The organism is Bradyrhizobium sp. Leo170, assembly GCF_004296405.1.
GTDB lineage: Bacteria > Pseudomonadota > Alphaproteobacteria > Rhizobiales > Xanthobacteraceae > Bradyrhizobium.
Map to the genome: position 1 here is coordinate 1 of NZ_PSRR01000108.1, position 23338 is coordinate 23338.

The 23338-nt window shown below is 63.8% G+C and carries 21 protein-coding genes and 1 tRNA gene; 14 read left to right on the forward strand and 8 right to left on the reverse strand.

Going from position 1 to position 23338, the window contains the following annotated elements:
• The coding region (locus CWO89_RS47950) for a DUF6481 family protein (protein WP_245476395.1) at positions 1 to 150 on the reverse strand (150 nt) is incomplete at its 3' end.
• 269 nt (positions 151 to 419) lie between these two features.
• Positions 420 to 635 carry a hypothetical protein gene (locus CWO89_RS19310; protein WP_130580335.1) on the reverse strand — a complete coding sequence of 72 codons (216 nt, stop codon included), beginning with the start codon at positions 633 to 635 and terminating at the stop codon, positions 420 to 422.
• 198 nt (positions 636 to 833) lie between these two features.
• Here CWO89_RS19310 and CWO89_RS45975 point away from each other — a divergent pair, with 198 nt between their 5' ends.
• From CWO89_RS45975 to CWO89_RS19325, 4 genes are all read left to right on the forward strand, one after another.
• On the forward strand, positions 834 to 1010 hold the full coding sequence (locus CWO89_RS45975; RefSeq protein ID WP_165421239.1) for a hypothetical protein: 177 nt from the start codon (positions 834 to 836) through the stop codon (positions 1008 to 1010).
• A 105-nt stretch (positions 1011 to 1115) separates the two neighbouring features.
• A complete protein-coding gene (locus tag CWO89_RS19315; RefSeq protein WP_130580336.1) occupies positions 1116 to 1349 on the forward strand; it encodes a hypothetical protein in 234 nt (77 codons plus the stop codon).
• Positions 1350 to 1530: 181 nt separating this feature from the next.
• On the forward strand, positions 1531 to 1893 hold the full coding sequence (locus tag CWO89_RS19320) for a hypothetical protein (protein WP_130580337.1): 363 nt from the start codon (positions 1531 to 1533) through the stop codon (positions 1891 to 1893).
• A gap of 194 nt (positions 1894 to 2087) precedes the next feature.
• The gene (locus CWO89_RS19325; protein ID WP_130580338.1) at positions 2088 to 3209 is read left to right on the forward strand and encodes a PAS domain-containing protein; all 1122 of its coding nucleotides are present in this window, start codon (positions 2088 to 2090) and stop codon (positions 3207 to 3209) included.
• Between the two features lie 635 nt (positions 3210 to 3844).
• On the opposite strand, the gene CWO89_RS19330 is transcribed toward CWO89_RS19325, so the two are convergent.
• Positions 3845 to 4111 (reverse strand): hypothetical protein, encoded by a 267-nt coding sequence (locus CWO89_RS19330; protein WP_130580339.1) that lies wholly within the window; start codon positions 4109 to 4111, stop codon positions 3845 to 3847.
• Positions 4112 to 4624: 513 nt separating this feature from the next.
• Between CWO89_RS19330 and CWO89_RS19335 the strand changes: the two genes are divergently transcribed.
• Entirely contained in the window at positions 4625 to 5074 is a 450-nt protein-coding gene (locus CWO89_RS19335; RefSeq protein WP_130580340.1) for an arsenate-mycothiol transferase ArsC, read from the forward strand.
• Between the two features lie 95 nt (positions 5075 to 5169).
• Here the strand turns inward: CWO89_RS19335 and CWO89_RS19340 are convergent, their stop codons facing one another.
• The 4 genes from CWO89_RS19340 to CWO89_RS19350 all read right to left on the reverse strand — a co-directional run bounded on the left by CWO89_RS19340 (position 5170) and on the right by CWO89_RS19350 (position 7351).
• On the reverse strand, positions 5170 to 5373 hold the full coding sequence (locus tag CWO89_RS19340) for a hypothetical protein (RefSeq protein WP_130580341.1): 204 nt from the start codon (positions 5371 to 5373) through the stop codon (positions 5170 to 5172).
• Between the two features lie 551 nt (positions 5374 to 5924).
• Complete coding sequence (locus tag CWO89_RS19345) at positions 5925 to 6872, reverse strand: hypothetical protein (RefSeq protein ID WP_130580342.1); 948 nt, start codon at positions 6870 to 6872, stop codon at positions 5925 to 5927.
• Positions 6873 to 6908: 36 nt separating this feature from the next.
• Positions 6909 to 7085 carry a hypothetical protein gene (locus CWO89_RS45980; protein WP_165421240.1) on the reverse strand — a complete coding sequence of 59 codons (177 nt, stop codon included), beginning with the start codon at positions 7083 to 7085 and terminating at the stop codon, positions 6909 to 6911.
• Between the two features lie 189 nt (positions 7086 to 7274).
• Positions 7275 to 7351: transfer RNA gene (locus tag CWO89_RS19350), tRNA-Arg, on the reverse strand.
• A 478-nt stretch (positions 7352 to 7829) separates the two neighbouring features.
• Here CWO89_RS19350 and CWO89_RS19355 point away from each other — a divergent pair.
• From CWO89_RS19355 to CWO89_RS19395, 9 genes are all read left to right on the forward strand, one after another.
• On the forward strand, positions 7830 to 8489 hold the full coding sequence (locus CWO89_RS19355) for a class I SAM-dependent methyltransferase (protein WP_130580343.1): 660 nt from the start codon (positions 7830 to 7832) through the stop codon (positions 8487 to 8489).
• 387 nt (positions 8490 to 8876) lie between these two features.
• The gene (locus tag CWO89_RS19360; RefSeq protein ID WP_130580344.1) at positions 8877 to 14084 is read left to right on the forward strand and encodes an alpha-2-macroglobulin family protein; all 5208 of its coding nucleotides are present in this window, start codon (positions 8877 to 8879) and stop codon (positions 14082 to 14084) included.
• A gap of 110 nt (positions 14085 to 14194) precedes the next feature.
• Positions 14195 to 16309 (forward strand): penicillin-binding protein 1C, encoded by a 2115-nt coding sequence (gene pbpC / locus CWO89_RS19365; protein WP_245476396.1) that lies wholly within the window; start codon positions 14195 to 14197, stop codon positions 16307 to 16309.
• A gap of 74 nt (positions 16310 to 16383) precedes the next feature.
• Positions 16384 to 18129 (forward strand): ArnT family glycosyltransferase, encoded by a 1746-nt coding sequence (locus CWO89_RS19370; RefSeq protein ID WP_130580346.1) that lies wholly within the window; start codon positions 16384 to 16386, stop codon positions 18127 to 18129.
• Between the two features lie 95 nt (positions 18130 to 18224).
• Entirely contained in the window at positions 18225 to 19070 is an 846-nt protein-coding gene (locus tag CWO89_RS19375; RefSeq protein WP_130580351.1) for a phosphatase PAP2 family protein, read from the forward strand.
• An 81-nt stretch (positions 19071 to 19151) separates the two neighbouring features.
• The gene (locus CWO89_RS19380; RefSeq protein ID WP_130580347.1) at positions 19152 to 19940 is read left to right on the forward strand and encodes a glycosyltransferase family 2 protein; all 789 of its coding nucleotides are present in this window, start codon (positions 19152 to 19154) and stop codon (positions 19938 to 19940) included.
• Positions 19933 to 20247, forward strand: coding sequence for a lipid-A-disaccharide synthase N-terminal domain-containing protein (locus CWO89_RS19385; protein ID WP_130580348.1), 315 nt, complete (start codon positions 19933 to 19935; stop codon positions 20245 to 20247). Before CWO89_RS19380 ends, CWO89_RS19385 begins: the two co-directional genes overlap by 8 nt.
• A gap of 360 nt (positions 20248 to 20607) precedes the next feature.
• Positions 20608 to 21144, forward strand: coding sequence for a tetratricopeptide repeat protein (locus CWO89_RS19390; protein ID WP_165421241.1), 537 nt, complete (start codon positions 20608 to 20610; stop codon positions 21142 to 21144).
• A 139-nt stretch (positions 21145 to 21283) separates the two neighbouring features.
• Positions 21284 to 21817: an arsenate reductase/protein-tyrosine-phosphatase family protein gene (locus tag CWO89_RS19395; RefSeq protein ID WP_130580350.1), complete on the forward strand. Its 534-nt coding sequence runs from the start codon at positions 21284 to 21286 to the stop codon at positions 21815 to 21817.
• An 88-nt stretch (positions 21818 to 21905) separates the two neighbouring features.
• Here the strand turns inward: CWO89_RS19395 and pdxR are convergent, their stop codons facing one another.
• Entirely contained in the window at positions 21906 to 23333 is a 1428-nt protein-coding gene (gene pdxR / locus CWO89_RS19400; RefSeq protein WP_130580352.1) for a MocR-like pyridoxine biosynthesis transcription factor PdxR, read from the reverse strand.
• Between the last annotated feature and the right edge of the window lie 5 nt (positions 23334 to 23338).

The following is a 23338-nucleotide window of genomic DNA, read 5'->3' on the forward strand; positions in this document are numbered from 1 at the left end:
GGCCGCGATCGCCGCGCGCTCGGCGGCGCGCGCCTGCACCGTGGGATCATCGGGCCCGGGGCGGGTGCGGAATTTATCCAGAATGTTCTGCCGGGCCTGCTGCGCCGCCTTCTGGCGGTCGGAAAAGTTCGGTTCCTTGAAGCCGCTCATCTAGAGAGCCTTGTTATCTTCACTGCTGTTGGAGGGATGACGAAAATCGGGTTCGCGCAGCACATAAGTGAACCCAGCGCAAAATGCCAGCGTCCAATTGGCATGCCAAACAGGGGAGCCATCCGTAAGCGGCAAGTTGCTGAGATTAAAGCTGACGAGTGGCGCGGCAACCACATTCCTGATCTACGAGATGCGCAGCAGAAGTGAGCCGATGATTGCCATGGGCAATACGGTAATTTGCGTCGAACTGCCCTAAAATTCTAGCCGAGCTAGAAGTTGTCGCGCTGACGGGAGGTTCCCAGCACCCTGGCGACCGTCTGCGCCGTGATGGCCACGCGATCGGACGTCCGCTGCGCTTCGAGCTTGTCGCGGGCCCTCTCGCGGATCAGAAGCTCGATCAATTCGAGCCGCTTGCTCTCGTCGACCGCTTCCACCAGCAGTTTTTTGTATCGATGATAGTCGTAGCCCGTTTCTTGTTTACCCATGGCACGCTCCGCACACACGCGCTTCTTGGACGGCGCTTACTTCTTGAACAGCGCGTGGACGCGCGCAACGGATTTGCGACACTTATGCCCAGACTTTGCAGATTTGATCTGAAGTTGTTGTGATCACATGGGTACTTGCGAAGCAGCTACTGCAACCACGATCTCTTTCACAGTGACGGCCCGGGAACCGACACGATCATGACAGACCCGAGGGAAGGCGGCAGCCGCCGCGGCGCGATTGCCGGTCTCGTGATTGCGGCCGCCATGCTGGCAGCCGGCTTGTGGCTGGCGCGCGAACTGACTGCGGCGAGCAAGATGCAGGACTGTCTGATGTCCGGACGGACCAACTGCAACGTGATCCAGCCGGCGCAATAGGCCGCAGGGGCCAGCGCTAAAACGCCGCGGGCAATTGTGATGCCGATCACAGGGAGAGGGGCGACTCGGTCGTATGCTCCGCGCCAACTGAACAGGAACGATCGCATGATCCACCAACTCTATAGCCGCAAGGGACTAGCGCTGCTGGCCGTCATCGTCGTGATCGGTTTTGGCGTGGCGCTGCTTTCGGCCGGCAGCCTTTCTCAGGAGACGGTGGCGAGCGCGGCGCTCGGGCCGGGGTGGCAATGCAGCCGCATCGCCTTCGTCATGACGACCTGCACCAGGGATGCAAGGCCGGAGCGCGCGCGTGCGCACGCGGAGCAGCCGTCGCCCGGCTAGGCTCCTCGTCCACTGACAGGTCAGCGCGCATCGAGTGTGACCGCGGCAACATAACCGCTGTTACCATCGCTGTACCCTGAGATTCGCGCGGGCCCTCCGCGTTGGCGCGAGGCGGGCTTTCGTGGTCTAATGCCGCGCATTGCACGAAGCGCCCGGCGTTCGACACTATTGGAGTTTTCAGATGAAAAAGTTTTCCAGCTTTGCCGCGGCCACTGCGGCGCTCATGTTGATGTCCTATTCGAGCTACTCACTGGCCCAGACCTCTCCTACGACCGGAACTGACACCGCCGCGCCGGCCGCGAACACGGCACCACCTGCCGCGACCACGGCGCCGGCCGCCACGACAACGCCAGCCGCCACCCAGCCGGATACGAATCCGTCCGCCACCGAGAAGGCTGCGCCCAAGAAGAAAAAGACCGCCGCAAAGAAACGGACGCGGCAGCAGGAGATTGAGCATTCGATCGACACCGGAACCGTACCGGCCCGCTACCGCAGCTCGGTGCCGAAGCAGTACCAGCAATATATTCCGTTCGATAAGCGGTGATCGGCGCCTCACGGGGCGGCGGAGCGCGATGGGTCGTCAGTGGTTGCGGTTACCCATGCAAAGGCCGTGCAAAGGCCGTGATCGTACGGACTTGCCCGTTATCGTTTCCTGACATCCAAATGTATTGTGCGGGGCATTCCAATCCTCGTGATTGATTGCCGCGCGTTCACTCGTCGTTCGGTTTGTCGGTTCCAATGTCGCATCACCTGCTGAAGGCCATCGACGCCATCTATCAATCCGCGGCGGAACCGTCGCATTGGCCGGTGGCCTTACAGAGCATTGCCGATTGCCTCGACGATGTCGGCGCTATCCTGCTCTATGGCAGGGACGACGGAAGTTTTGGCGCGATCCAGTCCGCCTCGCTCGATGTGATCGCGGAAGAATACATGCGCGAGTGGACTTTTCGGGATATCCGCGCGATCCGTGCGCGCGAGCGCGGCTATTTCTTCAATCGTGACGTCCTGACCGACCGCGACGTCGTCTCCGACGAGGACATCGCAACCGACCCCTTCTATTCCGTGCTGCTTCGGAAACACGGCCTGAAATATTTCGCCGCTGCAACGGTCTCGCCGGATGCGAAGATCGAGGTGGCGATGAGCATCCAGCGCGCGAGCGGCAAGCCCGCCTATAGCGACGCCGAGCTTGATCTCGTGGCCCAGCTCGGCCGCCACGTCGAGCGGTCGCTTCGCCTTGGTATCCGCCTGATGGACTCCGAACTGAGCAAGCTTGGCCTCGGCGCAGCGCTGGCGAGGTTGGGAACCGGGGTCTTTGTGCTCGATTCGGTCGGCCGCGTGATCTTCTCCAACCCGAAGGCGGAGTCGCTGCTCGGGGATGGTCTCGAGATCGTGGAGGAGAAGCTTGCCGCGGGATCGTTCGCGCTGAATTCGCCGGCCTCCGCGGCCATGAAACGTCTCGCGGCGTACCGCCCCGAGGATGTTCTGGCTGGCGAAAAGCCGATCATCGTGCACCGGCGGACGTCGGGACGGCCGCTTGCGCTCTATGTCCTGCCGGTCTCGATGGCGGCCAACAGCATCAACCAGTTCCTGACCCAGGCCAGGCTGCTTATCCTCGTCGTCGACCCCGACAACAGCAGCCCACCGGACCCCTCGCTGATCCGCGATGTGCTCGGCCTGACGTTGGGCGAGGCGAGGGTGACGGCGCTGGTCGGCACCGGCCAGTCGCCGCGCGACGCCGCCGACAAGCTCAGCATCACCGAGGAGAGCGCCCGGACCATCCTCAAGCGCGTATTCTCCAAGGTGGGCGTGTCGCGGCAGGGCGAACTGGCGGCACTATTGGCGCGGCTGGTACTCAGATAGTTCGGTTGCCGGCGCAAGACTCGGCAGACCGGCCATATCGCCCTCGAACGCCAGAGAAAATCATCGGACAGTTCCCATTTGGGGAATGTCGGCGCGCCCGCGACCGGTGAAGAGATCAGGTTGACCGACGGTCGGGTGAGGCGGGCGCCAGCAACACCTCACCTCCGACGATCGCAACGAGACCAAGTTTTGGGAATTGGCGCGCCCGGGTTTTGCTCGGGGCGTGGTTGGCGGGGCCAAACCACGCGGCGGCATTGATCTTCGCCGCTCGCGTCAGCTCTGCCCCAATTTCGGCCATTGTTCCAAGGCCGCGAACGGCGGCGAATTTCACCGGCAGGACATTCCGGCTTCCATCTCGCCCCAGAAGCCGCACTGCGTGGCGGGCCTTGCGTGCAGTTCGTTCCTGAGTACGAGCAGGCAGGCCCCCACCAGAAGGGCGGCCGAGAGTGTGACAAGCAGTTTTCGCATCGAGTTCCAGTGAATCGCGGACGGGAATCTGCGAGCCGCCTTAAGGCATGCCGGCGATGGCAGCAAGGCGCTGGGCGCAAACCTGCCCGTCTCTCCCTCTGGCCGCCCCATAACCGGCGGCCCGCCTTTCACCCGGTTGCGGGTGGGGGGCGTGAAACAGGGGGTAGCTACGCCATCGACGTCAGTTGGCCCAAGCGGTCGCTCAGCGCCCGGATGGTCGATTTGAGATTGTCCCGGCGCGTCGAAAGCGTTTTGGCGAGCAGCGGATATCGCGGGTCCGCAGCGTTGCTGACCCTTCCGGTGGCTTCCTCCGTCGCGATATCGCAATCGAGGATCCGGACAGACCTTTGCAGATCCTCGAGCATTGTCTGGATGACGAGGACGTCACGTAACGCGGTGATGCTGGAATTCCCAGTCTGAGACGCGGCACCCATGGGCATTGCTCCCGCTTGATCCAACTCGGTGCAGCCCCGTCGGGGGCTGCAGTGTCGGAGCAGCGATTAGCAAGACCTTTGCCAAATTCGGCAACCAGGGATTAACCATGCCAAGGCGCCTCCCGCGTGCCTCTCCAACGGTCGCGCGAGCCGCAGAGCGTTGCCCCGGAAGATGTCTTTGCCCGAGCGCGCATCTCATCAAACGGCCCCAGGTGCGCTGGGGCCGCCAACCTTGGAGGTTTTCCTCCGGCCGGTGGGGGTAGGGGGCGTTCGACCGGAAGCTGGGATTCGACGCAACTCCCGCGGTTCCGCATCCCGCCGGGTACGCTGCGACAAAACGTGCCTCAACAATGACGAATCCGTGTAAGGGTGCATCATCGTCTGCAAGATGATTTGATGATCAAATTCGCACCTTGCGAACCGCTCTGCAGCCGTCGCGCAATTGCGCAACAAAGCGACCATCGATATCAATCGGTGTAGCGGCGCCCTCTCTCAGCTCATGATTCTTTCGCGATGGCTCATCATCTGTTGTTCCTGTGCACAGGCAATTATTACCGCAGCCGGTTTGCAGAAGAGCTATTCAATCACCGCGCAGGGCTGGCCGACTTGAACTGGCGCGCCTTCTCGAAAGGGGCCGCGGAAAGGGGATCGCCCGACAATGTCGGCCCAATGTCGCCTTTCGCTCTCGATGGTCTCCAGGCCAGGGGCGTCCGGCCGGTCGGAAACTTGCGGTACCCTCAACCCTGTACCCTGCCTGACCTGGAGAGCGCGGATCTCATCATTGCGCTCAAGGAAGCAGAGCACCGGCCGCTCATCGAACGGCGTTTTCCGGAGATGGCGGACAGGGTGAGATACTGGCATGTGGACGACGTGGACGTCGCCAAGCCTGCCATTGCCTTGGCCTTGATCGACCACCTCGTCGAAGATCTATTGGGCTCGCTTTCGGACGCGCGCGTGTCCTGAACGGCGCGGATCGTCTCCATCGTCAGGCGTAGCGCAGCCGTCGTCGAAGGCAGCCAAACGGAGATCGATCTGCCGGCCGTCGTGGGTGTGGAAGACTAGTGCGCGGTCCGCCTGGCCTTGGTCGCCTTCTGCTGCCGGTAAGCCTTGAATTGAGTCAGTATCTGCTGCGGATTCAGCTTTTCCGCTTGCCTGACCTGCTCTCTCAACCATTCCAACTCGGCGAGCTGTTCGAGTAGATCGGGTGAAAATAGCTCTAATAGTGATCGTTGGTTCCTGGAAATCCGGAGCTTCTGCCGCAATTACGCAACTCCCATACGCACGCGTGCATTCTCTGGATACCTTCTACGCTGAGCTGTGATCGCGATATATCCGGGAAACCACTGCCACTACTTAAGGCTGAGATTCCGCGTTGCAGCGACCGGATATCTCCAGGGCGACCGGCCTGATCCCCACACGTGGTCGCCCCGCTGTCGACCTTTTCCCGGGATCCCGCGGCTTCGTTCGCCGGCTAATAGGCCGGGACGATGGTTCTACCTGTCCGCGAACGCGTTGCCCTCGCGGATCGAACAGCCCCGTCCGGTAACGGATTGGGAAAGAACTTCGAACGACCAGCAGGTGCAGGCTCGGGGCGATGCTCCCAACAGGAGGCAAGCAAGCCTTCCCTGGGAGTATCCCATGATGAAAGTCGAGCGGGTGCGCCGCCCTCGCGCTACATTTGAAATGATAGGCTTGGGTGCCTGGTCGCGTAACTCGCCGGCCGTCCTGGACGAGCAGGGCAGTGATTGCCGCGCCGCCTTGCTTGTGCCGACCAACTGTTCAGGGCGCCGCCGAGCAGGATTGGGGACCAATTCTAGGCCGCCCCATCGTTTTGGGGCAAGAGCGGAAGGCCCCGAAGCCCGGGCACTCCATTTTGTAAATTAGCGAGGCAGCCCTTCATCATTGTCAAAATCGCCTCTTTGTTCTCGCGGCCCTTGTCCCAAACGTAACCATGGGCGAGGCTAATCACGATGCCGCTACTAAGGTGCACCAAGAAGCCACCCGGTATGACGGTGATTAGCAAAACGGTAGCGCCGCTCCGCGCCAGACCTTTCAATGCTGGCTCAATCAGGTCTTGGAGATCATCGTGCTCAGATTTCCTAACCAGGAAATAGGCTCGCCCGAGGGCAATTAAACTAACAAGCGGGGCCACTACGTTGGCGTAGACAATGCCGCTGCATTGAGTCGCCGTGGCCGATGCGACTAATTTGGCCGGGTCGTTCCAGTTGCAGTAGATTGACACGCCGCAAATGTCGCCACCTACAAGCTGAGCCACGTTTACACAATCTAAGTGCTTGAAGTATTCGCTGACTTGATCGGCATGATCGAGGATTACGATCGGCATACCGCGAGCCGTGATTAAGTCTTTCCAATATTCGTTCGCCCAGGTGCCAAGTTGGTCCAGCGCGCCAAGGTCGGGCAACGCCGTGCCAACGGCCTTCCAACTACCCGCAAGGGTGTGGCCACCGTCGTAGAGCCTGTGCCAGCCGCCGCCGATGTGTGTGCGAAGATACTCAGCATCCATAGCCTTGCTGGCAACGGTCGCGTACTGGTTGCTCAGGTGATCTGCGAGCCAATTGCTGAATTCGCTGTTGTTCTTCCAATCGAGCGCGGCCGTATACGCCTCGCCGGCAACAGAGGCGGTCGCGCTCAGCCCGGCTGCTATTGAGTTACGGGCGCGTTCGGAGGCCACGCGCGTGGCGTCCCGCCAGCCGGATGTGACTTGCGTGGCGCGTTGACGCCAAGCATCCAGAAAATCCATCTTGCCCCCTAAACGCGAGTGGAATCTTACCGAATGTCAGTCACAGGCCGGCGGCGGCGCGTCTTCGTGGTCGCGCAATTGGCGAGCGCTCCGAAGAAATCGATATTGCGTGCCAGCCGAGCCTTCAAAACCCGGGATCGCGAGAACAACAAGGGTTTCGTTTTCGGCGACGGTTCGTGGCAATGCGGTGAACTCAAATTGTTGGTGCCCCATGGATGGCCCCTAGTTTTCTCAACTATTGGCTGCTTCCTCAGAAGCAGCAACCCTAAAACTAGGTCTGACCCTGATATCAAGGAAAGCGCGATGCGGTCGCATCGAAATGTGCCCCACCGAACAGACGTTCCAAAAGTGGGTCAATCAGAGCTCATTATCCTCAATGATTCCAGAGGCCGCCCTTGCCGCTGGCGATCCCAGCAGGATTCGAACCTGCAACCCGCGGAGTAGAAATCCGCTACTCTATCCAGTTGAGCTATGGGACCGTCTTGGCGCGGCATCGGCCATCTGGCCTTTCTTTAATATAATCATAGGCCTGTCGCCAGCATGGCAGAGCGCAAAGTAACAGGAAAAACATAAGACTGGGGTGCCAACTGAGCCACTGGCAGCCTCTTGAAATCCGACAGGCGAGCCTCCCGAGGCCCCGGATACGACCATCCAGGGCAAATCGACAAGGCCGAATCGCGGCGTCGATGCATTTGCCGGAAATGCCGCCCGGACATCAAGACCGGGAGGCTCCGCTGCCTTAGCCGCCGGTATCATTGTGAAGCCTGAGTGCGTGTCACCCGGCCGGTTGCATCAGTTACCGGCGCGGCGTCCACCGCAAGGCTCGCAAACGCCTCTTCCTCTGCGCCCGGCGCAGGTGAGGCGCGACCGCAATTCGCACCCGGTCGAATTGTTTCCAAAGATTTCTGACAGTACGAAGGAGGGCACAGCCCAGAAAAGCTTGGACGGGAGGCGTCGATGACCTTGATGCAGAGAGTAAAACGCAAGCTGTTCCCGCCCCGCGAAGTCATCGAGGGCTATGAGAGCGAGGAGTTGGTCGAGACGATCTTCCACAAGACCATCGCTTACGATCCTACCGGCGACTGGCCGCTGGTGGCCGGGATCAGGTCAGTGCTCGATTTCGGAGGCGGCGCCGGCCTGCATTACAAGCTCGCCCGCAAGCAGGCGCCGGACATCCGCTGGGCGGTGGTGGAAACGCCGGCCATGGTGCGCCGCGCGCGTCAGTTGGCGACCAATCGGCTGATGTTCTTCAGCGACATCCATGAAGCCGCTGACTGGCTCGGAGAGATCGAGCTGATGCACTCGAACGGCGCCATCCAATACGTTCCGGAAGCAACTGAGACCATCCGGGCCTTGTGCGCCACGCAGCCGGCGGCGATGGCATGGTATCGGGTGCCGATCAGCGACGCCGACCCCAAAGCAGAGGTGCAGACATCGTTCCTCAGCGACAACGGACCGGGAGCGCTGCCGACGTCGAAGGACAAGCTCGTCAGGTACGCGAGGAACTGGATTCCGGCGCAAGCCTTCCTCGCTGCGCACCAGGGCTATCGCATCGCCGAGCGCAGCCCGGATCCGCGCGAGCACGGCACGCAGCAGTTCCGCTTCCTTCGACATTAGATCATGATCCGATTAGACGGAATCGGATCATGATCTAATCTCTTTGTTTGAGCATGATCTTTTCGGAAAACCGGTTTCCACTTTTCCGGATCATGCTCCAAGGCTGGGCGGCCGCCCAGCCTGCCGATGCGAAAGATCCGATTTTTCGGCGACCCGATCCGAACCGTTTTCTGATATCGGGCGACAAAGGCGTGCGGGTGGAGCGCGGGTTGCGGTCCACGGTCACCGCCTGCCGCGCCGGCGCTCCGCCGGCCGGGGATAATGACTGGTTTGGCAATGCCTGTTTGCGACTCCTTCGCTACGTTGTTTCCGCGCCATCAGTCTGTCACCTTTTCGCGCCCTTTTATTCGTCACGCGGCATTCGGCTGCCGCCCCGGGAGATCCGTCATGATTGGTTTGGTTCGTGTCGCAGCTTTTTGCGCAGCGCTGGCGCTTGGCCTCGCGACGGCGCAGGCGGCTGACAAGGCGTTCAAGCGCGACGACCTCGCCGATTCCGCGATCAAGCTGGAGGCGCAGATCAAGAGCGAGGCGGGGCCGGTCGCCAAGAGCACGGCGACACTGAAGACCGATGCGGATGCCGCTTTCAGGCGCGCCGATTTCCGCACGGGCCTGCAGATCCTCGGCCAGATCGCCGCCACCACGCCGGAGGACAGCGGCAACTGGCTGCGGCTTGCCCGCACCATCTTCCAGATCCGCACGTCGACCTCGAGCGAGCAGACCTTCCTGCTCGAGCGCGCCTCGACCGCCGCCTATATCGCCTATCAGCGTGCCGGCAACCAGGCGGAGGAGGCCGATGCGCTGGCCGTGCTCGGCCGGGCGTTCTCGGAGCGCAAATTGTGGCGGCCGGCGCTCGATGCGCTCCGGATGTCGCTCGACATGCGCGAGGTCGCCGAAGTCCGCGGCCAGTATGAGAAGATGCGCGACGAGCATGGCTTCCGGCTGCTCGACTACAGCGTGGATTCCGATGGCGCCACGCCGCGCGCCTGCTTCCAGTTCTCCGAGGAATTGGCCAAGCGCGTCGATTTCGCGCCGTTCGTGGCGCTTGCCGGCACCGACAAGCCGGCGCTCACTACCGAGGGCAAGCAGCTCTGTGTCGATGGGCTGAAGCATGGCGAGCGCTACAACATCAACCTGCGCGCCGGCCTGCCGTCGACCGTGAAGGAAGTGCTGCCGAAGTCGGCGGAGTTCAACATCTATGTCCGCGACCGCAAGCCGTTCGTGCGCTTCACCGGCCGCGCCTATGTGCTGCCGCGCACCGGCCAGCGCGGCATCCCGGTGGTCAGCGTCAACACGCCGGCCGTGACCATCAACGTGTTCCGGATCGGCGACCGCAACCTGATCAACACGGTGATCGATAGCGACTTCCAGCGCACGCTGAGCAGCTACCAGCTCTCTGACCTCGGCGACCAGCGCGGGATGAAGGTCTGGTCCGGCGAACTCGCGACTGCGACCACGCTGAACCAGGACGTCGCCACTGCGTTCCCGGTCGACCAGGCGCTCGGCGACCTGCAGCCCGGCGTCTACGTCATGACCGCCGCCGCCAAGGGGCCGAGCAGCGACGATGACGGCACGCTGGCGACGCAATGGTTCATCGTCTCCGACATGGGACTGACCGCGTTCTCCGGCAATGACGGCATCCATGTCTTCGTCAATTCGCTGGCGTCCACCGAGCCGGTCGCCAACGCCGAAGTGAAGCTGGTCGCCCGCAACAACGAGATCCTGGCCACCCGCAAGACCGACGAGACTGGCCATGTGCTGTTCGAGGCCGGGCTGGCGCGCGGCGAGGGCGGCCTGTCGCCGGCGCTGCTCACCGTGATGAGTGAGAAGGCGGACTATGCGTTCCTGAGCCTCAAGTCCAACGCCTTCGACCTGACCGACCGTGGCGTCGCGGGACGCGCGGTGCCCGCGGGCGCCGATGCCTTCGTCTATGCCGAGCGCGGCGTCTACCGCTCCAACGAGACCGTCTATCTGACCGCGCTGCTGCGGGACGGGCAGGGCAACGCCATGACCGCCGGCCCGCTGACGCTGGTGATCGAGCGTCCCGACGGCGTCGAATTCCGCCGCGCCGTGCTGCCCGACCAGGGCGCCGGCGGCCGGACCATGGCCGTCGCACTCAATTCGGCGGTGCCAACCGGCACCTGGCGGGTGCGCGCCTTCACCGATCCGAAGGGCGCGTCCGTCGGCGAAACCACCGTCATGGTCGAGGACTACATTCCCGAGCGGATCGAATTCGACCTGACCGCCAAGGACAAGGTCATCAAAGCTGAAGTTCCAGTGGAACTTAAGGTCGACGGGCATTTCCTTTACGGCGCACCGGCTTCCGGGCTGCAGCTCGAAGGCGACATGCTGGTGACGACGGCAGCCTCGGGACGTCCCGGCTATCCAGGCTACCAGTTCGGCGTCGCCGACGAGCAGAGCGTCAGCAATGAGCGCACCCCGATCGAGAACCTGCCGGAGTCGGACGCCAAGGGCGCGGCCGTCTTCCCGGTGAAGCTGGAGAAGGCGCCGACCTCGACCCGGCCGCAGGAAGCGCAGATATTCATCCGCTTGGCCGAGACCGGCGGCCGCTCGGTCGAGCGGAAGATCGTGCTCCCCGTGGCGCCGGCAAGCTCGCTGATCGGCGTCAAGCCGCTGTTCGGCGACAAGAGCGTGGCGGAGGGCGACAAGGCCGAGTTCGACGTCGTGTTCGTCGATCCCGACAGCAAGCAGCTCGCGCGCAACGGTCTGCGCTACGAACTCCTGAAGATCGAGTCGCGCTACCAATGGTATCGCCAGGGCTCGTCCTGGGACTATGAACCGGTCAAGTCGACGAGCCGCGTCGCCGATGGCGATGTCAATCTCGCTGCCGACAAGCCGTCGCGGCTGTCGTTCGCGCCGCAGCCGGGCCGATATCGCCTCGACGTCAAGTCGAACGATGCCGACGGCCCGCTGACCTCGGTGCAGTTCGATGTCGGCTGGTATTCCGACGGCAGCGCCGACACACCGGACCTCCTGGAAACCTCGATCGACAAGCCGGAATACCAGTCCGGCGACACCATGCTGGTCACCGTCAACGCCCGCTCGGCGGGGCGGCTGACCGTCAACGTGCTCGGCGATCGCCTGCTGACGACGCAGACCGCTGACGTCAAGGAAGGCACCCAGCAGGTCAGGCTCACCGTCGGCAAGGATTGGGGCACCGGCGCCTATGTGATGACGACCTTGCGCCGTCCGCTGGATACGGCCGCGCAGCGCATGCCGGGCCGCGCGATCGGCCTGAAATGGTTTGGCATCGACAAGAAGGCCCGCACGCTCGCGGTGACGCTCTCGCCGCCTCCGCTGGTCCGGCCGGGCTCGGCGTTGAAGATTCCGGTCAAGCTCGACGGACTCAATCCCGGCGAGGATGCCAAAGTCGTGGTGGCCGCCGTCGATGTGGGCATCCTCAACCTCACCAATTACAAGCCGCCGGCGCCTGACGATTACTATCTCGGCCAGCGCCGCCTCACGGCCGAAATCCGCGACCTCTACGGCCAGCTCATTGACGGCATGCAGGGCACGCGCGGCCAGATCAGGACCGGAGGCGATTCCGGCGGCGCCGAATTGCAGGGCTCGCCGCCCACGCAGAAACCGCTGGCGCTCTATTCCGGCATCGTCACCGTCGGCGCCGATGGCACCGCCGAGATCAGCTTCGACATCCCGGAATTCGCCGGCACCGCGCGGGTGATGGCGGTTGCGTGGAGCGCCACCAAGCTCGGCCGCGCCACCACCGATGTGACCGTGCGCGATCCCGTGGTGCTGACCGCGACTTTGCCGCGCTTCCTGCTCAATGGCGACCGCGGCACCATGAGCATGGATATCGACAATGTCGAGGGCGCAGCCGGCGACTACATCATCAACGTGAAGGCTTCCGGCCCGGTGAAGCTCTCGGGCAATCCCGCCACCACGGTGAGGCTCGCCGCCAAGCAGCGCACTTCGCTGTCGCTGGCACTCGACGCCGGCGGCGCCGGCGCCGGCAATCTCGATGTCGACATCATGGGCCCGAATGGCCTGACGCTGGCGCGCCACTACGCGCTCGATGTCAAGCCGGCGACGCAGGTGCTGGCGCGTCGCTCCGTTCGCACGCTGGCCAAGGGCGACAGCCTGACGCTGACGTCGGACATGTTCACCGACCTCGTGCAGGGCACCGGCGGCGTGTCGGTGTCGGCGAGCCTGTCGACTGCGCTCGACGCCGCCACGATCCTCAAGGCGCTCGACCGCTACCCGTACGGCTGCTCGGAGCAGATCACGAGCCGCGCGATGCCGCTGCTCTATGTCAACGATCTCGCCGCCGGGGCGCATCTGGCGATGGACACCGCGGTCGACCAGCGCATCAAGGACGCGATCGAGCGTCTGCTCGCCCGCCAAGGCTCGAACGGCTCGTTCGGCCTGTGGTCGGCCGGCGGCGACGACGCCTGGCTCGATGCGTATGTCACCGACTTCCTGACCCGCGCCCGCGAGAAGGGCTTTGTGGTGCCGGACGTGCTGTTCAAGAGCGCGCTCGACCGCATCCGCAACGCCGTCGTCAATGCCAACGAGCCGGAGAAGGACGGTGGCCGCGATCTCGCTTACGGCCTCTACGTGCTCGCCCGCAATGGCACGGCCCCGATCGGCGACCTGCGCTACCTCGCGGACACCAAGCTGAACAACCTCGCGACTCCGATCGCGAAATCGCAGCTCGCAGCCGCGCTGGCGCTGGTCGGCGACCGGGCGAGGGCGGAGCGGGTCTATGCCGCCGCGCTCGACTCGCTCAACCCAAAGCCCGTACTCGAGTTCGGCCGCACCGATTACGGTTCGGCGCTGCGCGATGCCGCCGCACTGGTCTCGCTCGCCGGTGAGGGCAATGCGCCGCGTGCGACCATGATCGGCGCCGTCGAGCGCGTCGAGGCGGCGCGGGGGCTGACGCCTTACACCTCGACCCAGGAAAACGCCTGGCTCGTGCTGGCCGCGCGCGCGCTTGCCAAGGAAACGCTGAGCCTCGACGTCGACGGACGGCCGGTCAAGACCGCGGTGTTCCGCAGCTACAAGGCGGAGGCGATGGCCGGCAAGCCGATCAAGATCACCAACACCGGCGAGGCGCCGGTGCAGGTCGTGGTCTCCGTGTCGGGCTCGCCGGTGACGCCGGAGCCGGCCGCTTCCAACGGCTTCAAGATCGAGCGCAATTATTTCACGCTCGACGGCAAGCCGGCCGATGTCAGCAAGGCGAAGCAGAACGACCGTTTCGCCGTGGTGCTGAAGATCACCGAGGCCAAGCCGGAATACGGGCACATCATCGTGTCGGACTATCTGCCGGCCGGCCTTGAGATCGACAACCCGCACCTCGTCTCCTCCGGAGACTCCGGCACGCTCGACTGGATCGAGGACGGCGAGGAGCCCAAGCATACCGAGTTCCGCGACGACCGCTTCACCGCGGCGATCGACCGTGCCAGCGACGCCAAGTCGGTGTTCACGGTCGCCTATGTCGTGCGTGCGGTCTCGCCGGGCAAATACGTGCTGCCGCAGGCCTATGTCGAGGACATGTACAATCCCTCGCGCTACGGCCGCACCGGCACCGGCACGGTCGAGGTGCGGGCAGCGAAATGAGTGGCGGCGTGGACCAGCAACACTCTCCGTCATGCCCGGGCAAAAGCGCGAAGCGCGTCTTCGCGCAGGTGACCCGGGCATCCACGCCTTTGTCTGTAGCGGGCAAGAACGTGGATGGCCGGGACAAGCCCGGCCATGACGCCCGTGGTGGCGGGCGGCGTGTCATGCGCATCGCGGCGTTTACTGCAGCTGTTCTCATTGTAACTGCAACCGCCTTCACCGCCTGGGCCATCTCCCTCGGCCCATTGCCGCTTGCAGACGCGCGAAAAGTCTCCACCACCATCGTCGACCGCAATGGAAAATTGCTGCGCGCCTACGCGATGGCGGACGGCCGCTGGCGGCTGCCGGTTGACGCGAAGACATCAGTCGATCCGACCTATCTGAAGCTGTTGCTCGGCTACGAAGACCAGCGCTTCTATTCCCATCGCGGCGTCGATCCGCTGGCGCTGTCGCGCGCCGCGTTGCAGCTCGTCACCTCCGGCCACATCGTCTCGGGCGGCTCGACCATCACGATGCAGCTCGCGCGGCTGATGGAGCCGCGGCGCGAGCGCTCGCTCTACGCAAAACTGCGCCAGATCGTGCGCGCAGTGGAGATCGAACAGCAGCTCGACAAGGACGAGATCCTCGACCTCTATCTCGCGCTGGCGCCGTTCGGCGGCAATCTCGAAGGCGTGCGCGCGGCATCGATCGCCTATTTTGGCAAGGAGCCGAAGCGGCTGACATTGGCGGAGGCGGCGCTCTTGGTCGCGCTGCCGCAATCGCCGGAGCGGCGACGGCTCGACCGCTATCCGCAAGCCGCGCGCGAGGGGCGCGACCGCGTGCTCGATCGCATGGTGGAGGAGGGCATGCTGTCGGCGGAAGACGCAGCGCAGGCCAAGTCGGAAGCCGTGCCGAAATATCGCAAGCCGATGCCAATCCTGGCGCCGCATTCGGCCGACCAGGCGCTTGCGACGATGAAGGATGCGCGCCTCATCCGATTGACGCTCGATGCCACGCTGCAGAAGAATCTCGAATCTCTCGCCCGCGATCGTGCCATCGCGCAAGGCCCGAACGTCTCGGTCGCGATCATCGCAGTCGACAATGAAAGCGGCGACATCCTCGCCCGCGTCGGTTCGCCCGATTATTTCGACGAGCGCCGGGCAGGGCAGGTCGACATGACGCGCGCGGTGCGCTCGCCCGGCTCGACGCTGAAGCCGTTCATCTATGGCCTCGCTTTCGAGGACGGTTTTGTGCACCCCGAGAGCCTGATCGACGACCGCCCGATCCGCTTCGGCTCCTACGCGCCCGAGAATTTCGACATGACCTTCCAGGGCACCGTGCCGGTGCGCAAGGCGCTGCAATTGTCGCTCAACGTGCCCGCGATCGCGCTGCTCGACCGCGTCGGCGCGAGCCGCTTGTCGTCGCGCCTGAAGCAGGCGGGCACCAGCCTCGTGCTGCCGAAAGACGAAGTGCCAGGACTGGCGATGGGGCTCGGCGGTGTCGGCATCACCTTGCAGGATCTGGCGCAGCTCTATGCCGGCTTCCCCCGGCTCGGCACCACCAAGCCGCTCCGCGAGATCATGCTTGATCAAGACGAGCGCGAGCCGATGCGGCTGATGGACCAGGTTGCCGCCTGGCAGGTCGGCAATGTCCTGATCGGCACGCCGCCGCCGGAAAACGGCGTGCACAACCGGATCGCCTTCAAGACTGGCACCAGCTACGGCTACCGCGATGCCTGGTCGGTCGGCTTCGATGGCCGCATCACCATCGGCGTCTGGGTCGGCCGTCCCGACGGCGCGCCGGTGCCGGGGCTTATCGGGCGCGGCGCGGCGGCGCCGATCCTGTTCGACGCCTTTGCGCGGACCGGCAGGATTCCTGCGGCGCTGCCGAAGGCGCCGAAGGGAACGCTGGTCGCCAGCAACACCAAGCTGCCGCTGCCGCTCCGCCGTTTCCGTCCCATGGGGGAACTCGTGCGCACGGGCAGCGATCAGGCGCCGCACATCCAGTTCCCGATCAACGGCTCGCGCATCGATGTCGATCGCGCTGTAGGCGCCGAGGTCACGCCGATGCCGGTCAAGGTCGCCGGCGGTGTCCTGCCGTTAACCATGCTGGTCAATGGGGTCGCGGTTGGCGATCTCGATAGCCGTCGCCAGCGCCTGATCGAGCCACCGGGCCCCGGCTTTGCCCGATTGACCGTGATCGACGCGACCGGAGCCGCCGATACGGTCGTCATCCGGGTGCAGTGACCCAGAGCCCACACAGGGGACAAAACGGAACCTGCGCGGTTGTTTGGCCTACGGTTTCATCGTATGCGAAGCCCATGGTTGAGACCGTCAATGTCAGGCGTTTCGGAGCAGGGCAACAGCCTGTAAAACCTGCGCATTCCAGCCGCAGGCTGGCGCTCGCATTCGAGTTTGCGACCGCCAATCACCGGCGCTCGGTTCTGTTCCTGGTGCTGTGCTGCCTGGTCCTGTTCCTGCCCGGCTTCTTCGCGACGCCGCCGATCGACCGCGACGAGGCGCGCTTTGCCCAGGCGACCAAGCAAATGGTCGAGAGCGGCGATTTCGTCGACATCCGGTTCCAGGACGACGTCCGCTACAAGAAGCCGGTCGGCATCTACTGGTTGCAGGCCGCAGTCGTTGAAACGGCGTCCGCCCTCGGCATGCCGCGGGCGCAGACACGGATCTGGCTCTACCGGACGCCGTCACTGATCGGCGCGATCGGCGCCGTGCTTCTGACCTACTGGACCGCGCTTGCCTTCGTCACCCGGCGCGGCGCGGCATTGGCGGCGCTGATGATGGCGAGCTGCGTGCTGCTCGGCGCCGAGGCGCGTCTGGCGAAGACCGATGCGATGCTGCTGCTATCAGTCACCGCCGCGATGGGGGCTTTGGCACGGGTGTATCTGTCCTGGCAGCGCGGCGAGGATCCCGCGCATCCGCCGTGGTCGGGGCCTGTGATCTTCTGGACTGCGCTGGCCGGCGGCATCCTGCTCAAGGGGCCGCTGATCCTGATGTTCGTCGGGCTCGCCATCGCGGCTCTGGCGATCCTCGACCGCTCGCTGGAGTGGTTCTCCCGCATGCGCCCGGTCTGGGGCCTGATGTGGTGCCTGGTGCTGGTGCTGCCGTGGTTCGTCCTGATCTTCTTGCGCGCCGGAGAAACATTCTTCGCCGACTCCGTCGGCGGTGACATGCTGAGCAAGCTCGGCGCGCAGGAATCCCACGGCGCGCCGCCCGGGCTCTATCTCGTCCTGTTCTGGATCACGTTCTGGCCGGGTGCGCCGCTGGCAGGTATGGCGGCACCGGCGGTGTGGCGGGCGCGACGCGAGCCCGGCGCGCAGTTTCTGCTGGCCTGGCTGATCCCGTCCTGGATCGTGTTTGAGGCGGTGCTCACCAAGCTGCCGCATTACGTGCTGCCGCTCTATCCCGCGATCGCGATCCTGACCGTCGGTGCGCTGGAACGGCGGGTGCTGTCGCGCTCCGTCTGGCTGATCCGCGGCTCGGCCTGGTGGTTCGCGATCCCCGCGATCGCTGCTGTGATTGCGGTCGCCGGTGCGATCAAGCTGACCCATCAGCCCGCGTTCCCAGCCTGGCCGTTCCTGGCGGGTGCGATGATCTTCGGCCTGGCCGCCTGGTGGATGTTCGAGGACAGCCGCGCCGAGCGCTCGTTCCTGAATGCGGTGATCGCGGCGATGCTGCTTGCCATTGCCATCTATGGCCTGGTGGTGCCGTCGTTGAAGCCGCTGTTTCCGAGCGGCGAGGTCGGATACCTCCTGCGCTACGCCAATTGCCCGGGTCCGAAGCTGGCCTCGGCCGGCTACCACGAGCCGAGCCTGGTGTTCTCGACCGACACCTCGATCGTCCTGACCGACGGTTCGGGTGCCGCGGATTTCCTGGCGCAGGGCGCATGCCGGTTTGCGCTGGTGGAGGCGCGTTCCGAGCGCAATTTCGTGCAGCGGGCGGAAGCGATCGGTTTGCGCTACAACGCGGCGATGCGCATCGATGGCTATAATATCTCGCAGGGCAGGCCGATCTCCATCGGCATCTACCGTTCCGAGGACGTGCAGTAGAGCATGATCCGGAAAAGTGGGAACCGGTTTTCTGAACAGATCATGCTCCAGCGAAGAGATAGCATCATGATCCGATTCAACCTGATGGGATCATGATGTCCGCGCCGGTCGTCCGCCACGAATCCGCAAGCTATCCGGCGCGCTTGGCCACGCTGACGGGGCGGTCGCTTGCCCAGCTTGTGCGTGCGCCGTCGCATTCGCGTCGGGCCGAGGCCGGCCGGCGCGCGGCGCGGCACGGGCTGTCGCTGATCGCGATCATCGGCGCCGCCATCATTGTGATGATGCTTGCGTTCGATGTGCCCGAGATCAAGCTGATGCCGCCGCGCGGCACGGCAAGCCTGTGGTGGGTCCGCATCCTCACCGATTTCGGCAAGGATGCCTATGTGCTGTGGACCGTGGCCGGACTGTTGATCCTGGTTGCGATCATTGCGCCGGCGTTGCACGGCATTCGGCGATCCCTGCTGCTTGGAATGGGAACGCGGTTGCAGTTCCTGTTCTTCGCGGTCTTGTTCCCGGTGCTGGTCGGCGACCTCCTGAAATGGATCGTCGGGCGCGGCCGGCCGTTTGTCGGCGGCGAGCCCAACGCCTTCAACTTCTCGCATTTCGCCGGCAGCGAGGCCTATGCCAGCTTTCCCTCCGGGCATGCGACCACCGCCTTTGCGCTGGCCTTTGCGATCTCGGCACTGTGGCCGCGGGCGCGGTTCGTGATGCTGATTTATGCGCTGGTGATCTGCGCCACCCGCCTGGTATTGCTGGCACATCACCCGAGCGACGTGGTCGGCGGCGCGCTGGTCGGCGTGATCTGCGCCATGGCGGTGCGCTACTGGTTTGCGGCCCGGCGGCTCGGGTTTGCGATCCAGCGCGACGGCACGATCTACCCCCTTGCCGGTCCCTCGCTGGACCGCCTCAAAAGGGTTGCCGGGGGCGCTTCCGCCCCATAAAAGCGGCGCCGTCCCGCCGTATCAGGCGGTTCCGGCCGTAAGGCCGTCCAGAGAGCCAAAAATCCAGCCAAGAGTGCCGAATTGCCTCCTTCCGACCAGACCGCGGTGGCCGTCTCCATCGTTGTGCCCGTGCGCAACGAGGCCGAGAACATCGCGCCGCTGATTGCGGAGATCGCCGCTGCGCTCGGCCGCCGCTGGGTCTACGAGATCATCTATGTCGATGACGGTTCGACCGATGCGACCGCATCGCGGATCGGCGCGGCCATGAAGGAGCGCTCCAACCTGCGCCAGCTCCGGCACACGGTCTCTTCGGGGCAATCGGCGGCGGTGCGCAGCGGCGTCCGTGCCGCGCGCGGCGCGATCGTCGCGACGCTCGATGGCGACGGCCAGAATGATCCTTCTTTCCTGCCGGATCTGATTGCCGCGGTCGAGAGCGGCAGCGGCCGCATCGGGCTTGCCGCCGGCCAGAGGGTAGGGCGCAAGGACACCGGCTTCAAGAAAGTGCAATCACGCATCGCCAATGCCGTGCGCGGTGCGATCCTGCGCGACGGCACGCGCGACACCGGCTGTGGACTGAAGGCATTCCCGCGTGAGGTGTTCCTGATGATGCCCTATTTCGACGGGCTGCATCGCTTCCTGCCGGCGCTGGTCCGCCGCGAGGGTTTTGAGATCGCCTATGTCGACGTGGTCGACCGTCCCCGCCATTCCGGCGTCTCGAACTACGGCTTCTTCGACCGGCTCTGGATAGGGATCATGGATCTCGCCGGCGTCTGGTGGCTGATCCGCCGTAAGAGGCCGACGCCCGTGGTCACGGAAGTGACCGAGGTCACCGAAGTGACCGAAGCGACCAAGGTGACGCCCAATGAATGACTTGCTGAACTACCTGCACGACGTCTTCGTCGTGAAATTCGACGCCTGGGTCGTGCTCGGCTTCATCGCGCAGGGCTTGTTCACGATGCGCTTCGTCGTGCAGTGGATCGCGTCCGAACGTGCGCGCAAGAGCGTGATCCCGGTAGCATTCTGGTTCTTCTCGGTCGGCGGCGGCGCGCTGCTTCTGGTCTACGCGCTCTACCGACGCGACCCCGTCTTCATCGCCGGCCAGGCGCTGGGCTTGCTGGTCTATATCCGCAATCTCTATTTCATCATGCTGAACCGTCCCTCGGTGACGTCGGAGTAATGGTCTCCTCATTCCACGGAGCCATGCCGATCGCTGACGGAGCCTGGCCAGGCCGTGTACTCAAGGACGCGATGAGGCACGCTTGTGTCCACGGCAGTAGCGTCACATTACAGAGATAACGAAGCGCAAGCTTTGAAATCCTTTAGGTCGGTTATGAAATCAAGAGCGCTTCTACGCGCAGCTACCCTATGGCTTATCGTCGGATTTGTCGGAGCGGTCGGATTTTCCGGTATAGCCGCCGCTGGTAATTTGGTGACTTCGCCCGAAGCATCCCGAAAAAACTTGGGCTCGACAGCCACCTCGGCTTGTATGGCGCCGCCTCCTTCCGGTCCAACCTATGAGGCCTGGCACAAAAGCGCGATGATCTACAATAGCGGGGTCGAATCTCATAAGCAGAAGGATAACGATCGAGCCGCCGCCCAGTTCGATACTGCAATCAAGCTCTATCCGAACAATGCCTTGGCTCACGTGGGAAGGGGCGAAATCTACAGAGCCGAGCGAAAGTATGATCGTGCTATCGATGAATTTAGCCGAGCGATCAAAGTCGCACCAAGCTGCTTCGTAGCCTTTAACAGTCGTTGTTACTCTCGCGCAATCAGAGACGATTTACAAACCGCGCTAACCGATTGCAATGAGGCGCTGCGACTGAACCCGGGGAGCGCCGGGATGTTGGACAGTCGTGGATTCGTTTATCTCAAGATGGGCGATCTCGATAAGGCAATTGCGGATTACGACGCCGCGTTGCAGATCGACCCGAATTTAGCGTACGCCCTGTTTGGACGCGGAAAGGCGAGGCTGCTGAAGGGGGACGAACCGCGCGGCTCTTTCGACATAACGGTGGCGAAACGTATCAAGCCGGAAATTGCCGACGAGATGTCGCGTTACGGCATAAAATAACGAGAAATTTCAAGAGCCAGCCCTAATGTGGCGCGCCAATCATCTGCGTGACGTCGGTCGCGAGCGAAAAAACGTATCTGCCGCCAGGAACTCAAAGACCAGCTCTCGATTTGTTTTTCACACTCGATGGAGCCTTGGCATGGCAGACGGCCGCTACAATGTGCTCTTTCTCTCGAATAGGAACTCGGCGCGTAGCATTTTCGCCGAAGCGGTGTTGAACCGCATTGGGCGCGAACGCTTCACTGGCTTTAGCGCCGGGTTGCGTCCGGCCAGCCACCTCGACGAATTGGCAATCGACGTTCTGAGGGTCGCGGAGTATGAGGGACTGCATCCGAAGCATTGGAACGAGTTCGCGAAGGCCGACGCTCCGCCTTTGGATTTTGTGTTCACGCTGTGCGATATCGAGGCCGGAGAGCCGCTGCCGCATTGGCCGGGCCGTCCGGTAACCGGCGACTGGCGTTATCCCGACCCTGCGAGGTACTCCGACCAGCGCGAACGGCGTACGGCCCTCGCCGCCACGCTTGGTGGTCTTGAACGACAGATACTGGCCTTCATGCAACTCCCTTTCCGGTCACTCGATGAAATCAGCCTGCGCGAGCGACTGAAAGAGCTTGGCCAGGGTATCAGCTTCGATGATCATGCGTCGGGCCCAAATATGGCTCGGAAGGCGTAGCTCGGTGCGGGACACCATTCTCGCCGTTCGCAGCGCTTCTTCGTGCCCGGGGATGGCAACCATCTTTCGCTATCGGCGGAAACGCGATTCAAGACCGGCATGAGCCGAAGCGCTCGATGATTCCGCAAAGACGGTCGCAGGATCTCGCCAGATGCTTTGTTGGGACCGTCGCGATGCCCAGAAGAAGCCCGGATCGTCCGGAAGCCGGCCGCGCGTACCAGGTCGACAAAGGCGCTGGTGCCATTCCAAACGCAAGCGTTTCCCTGGCGATGGATGTGTCTGGCGCGCCGTCGGGCAATCGCAGCAGCACAGCCAATCCCGCTGTTGCGATGCTGGCAGCTTCGACGTGCGGCCGCAGGCACTCCAGCAAGGCGTCGCGCTGAGCGGAGTAGGCTCGCTTGGTGCGCCGAAGATGGCGCAGGTAGTGGCCTTCGCGCATGAACTCGGCGGTCGCGAGCTGCACGGACGGCCCGGGCGGCGGCGCAAGGCACGCGGCGACCTCCGCGAAGCGGGACAACAGCGAAACGGGCGCGACGAGAAAGCCGAGCCGCAACGTGGGACTGATGGTCTTGCTGAAGGAGCCGATGTGGATGACGCGCCCAGCGCGATCAAGTGAGGCGAGCGCCGGCGCGGCTCGCCCCCTGAGCTGCAGTTCGCTCAGATAGTCGTCTTCGACCACCCATACGCTTGCCTGAGCGGCCCAATCGAGCAGACGCAATCGGCGTTCCAGCGATAGAGTAACCCCGAGCGGCGCCTGCTGCCCGGGGGTCACGACAACCAGCTTGGCGTCCGGGGCGTGGCGCAGCCCATGGTCGACATCGATGCCGCTGTCGTCGACCGGTATTGGTACAAGCGATAATCTTGCGAGCTCCAGGCCGCGACGGGTGAACGGGAAGCCGGGGTCCTCGGTCCAGGCTTTCTGTCCCTCGAGGCCAAGCACGCGGAGCGCCAATCCCAGGCCGCCGCTATATCCCCCGGTGATGATGACCTGCGAGGGCGAGCATTCGATGCCGCGAGCAATGGCAAGATAGGCGGCGATTTCCCGCCGCAGTTCGAGTTCACCGCGAGGGTCCGGGTAAATAGGTGCTGCACGCGCCTCGGTGCGAATGGCATGCGAGCGGATACGTGCGAGCAGCGTGGCCGGAAATGTCTCCTTTGCAGGGACCCCCATCTGAAAGATGGCCGGTCCCTGGGTCATTTCCAGGTACATCTCCATGAACGAGCCCGGATCAGGGGGCTGTTCGGATCGCGTGACCGCGCGGGGCCGCTCCGCGACATGAGTGCCGGTCGCCCGCGATGGGACGATGAGCTGCGCCGCGGACAGCTTTTCGTAAGCCGCGCGCACGGTGCCACGGGCGACGCCGAGCTGCGCCGCAAGGTCCTGCCAGGATGGCAGGCGCGCGCCGGGTGCGAGCACGCCGCTCTCGATCGCCGCGCCGATACCCTTTCGGATCTGCTCAGCCAGCGACGCCTTCGCAGAGCGGTCGAGCTCCAATTTGAGCGGCCTAGTACCCACTTTTC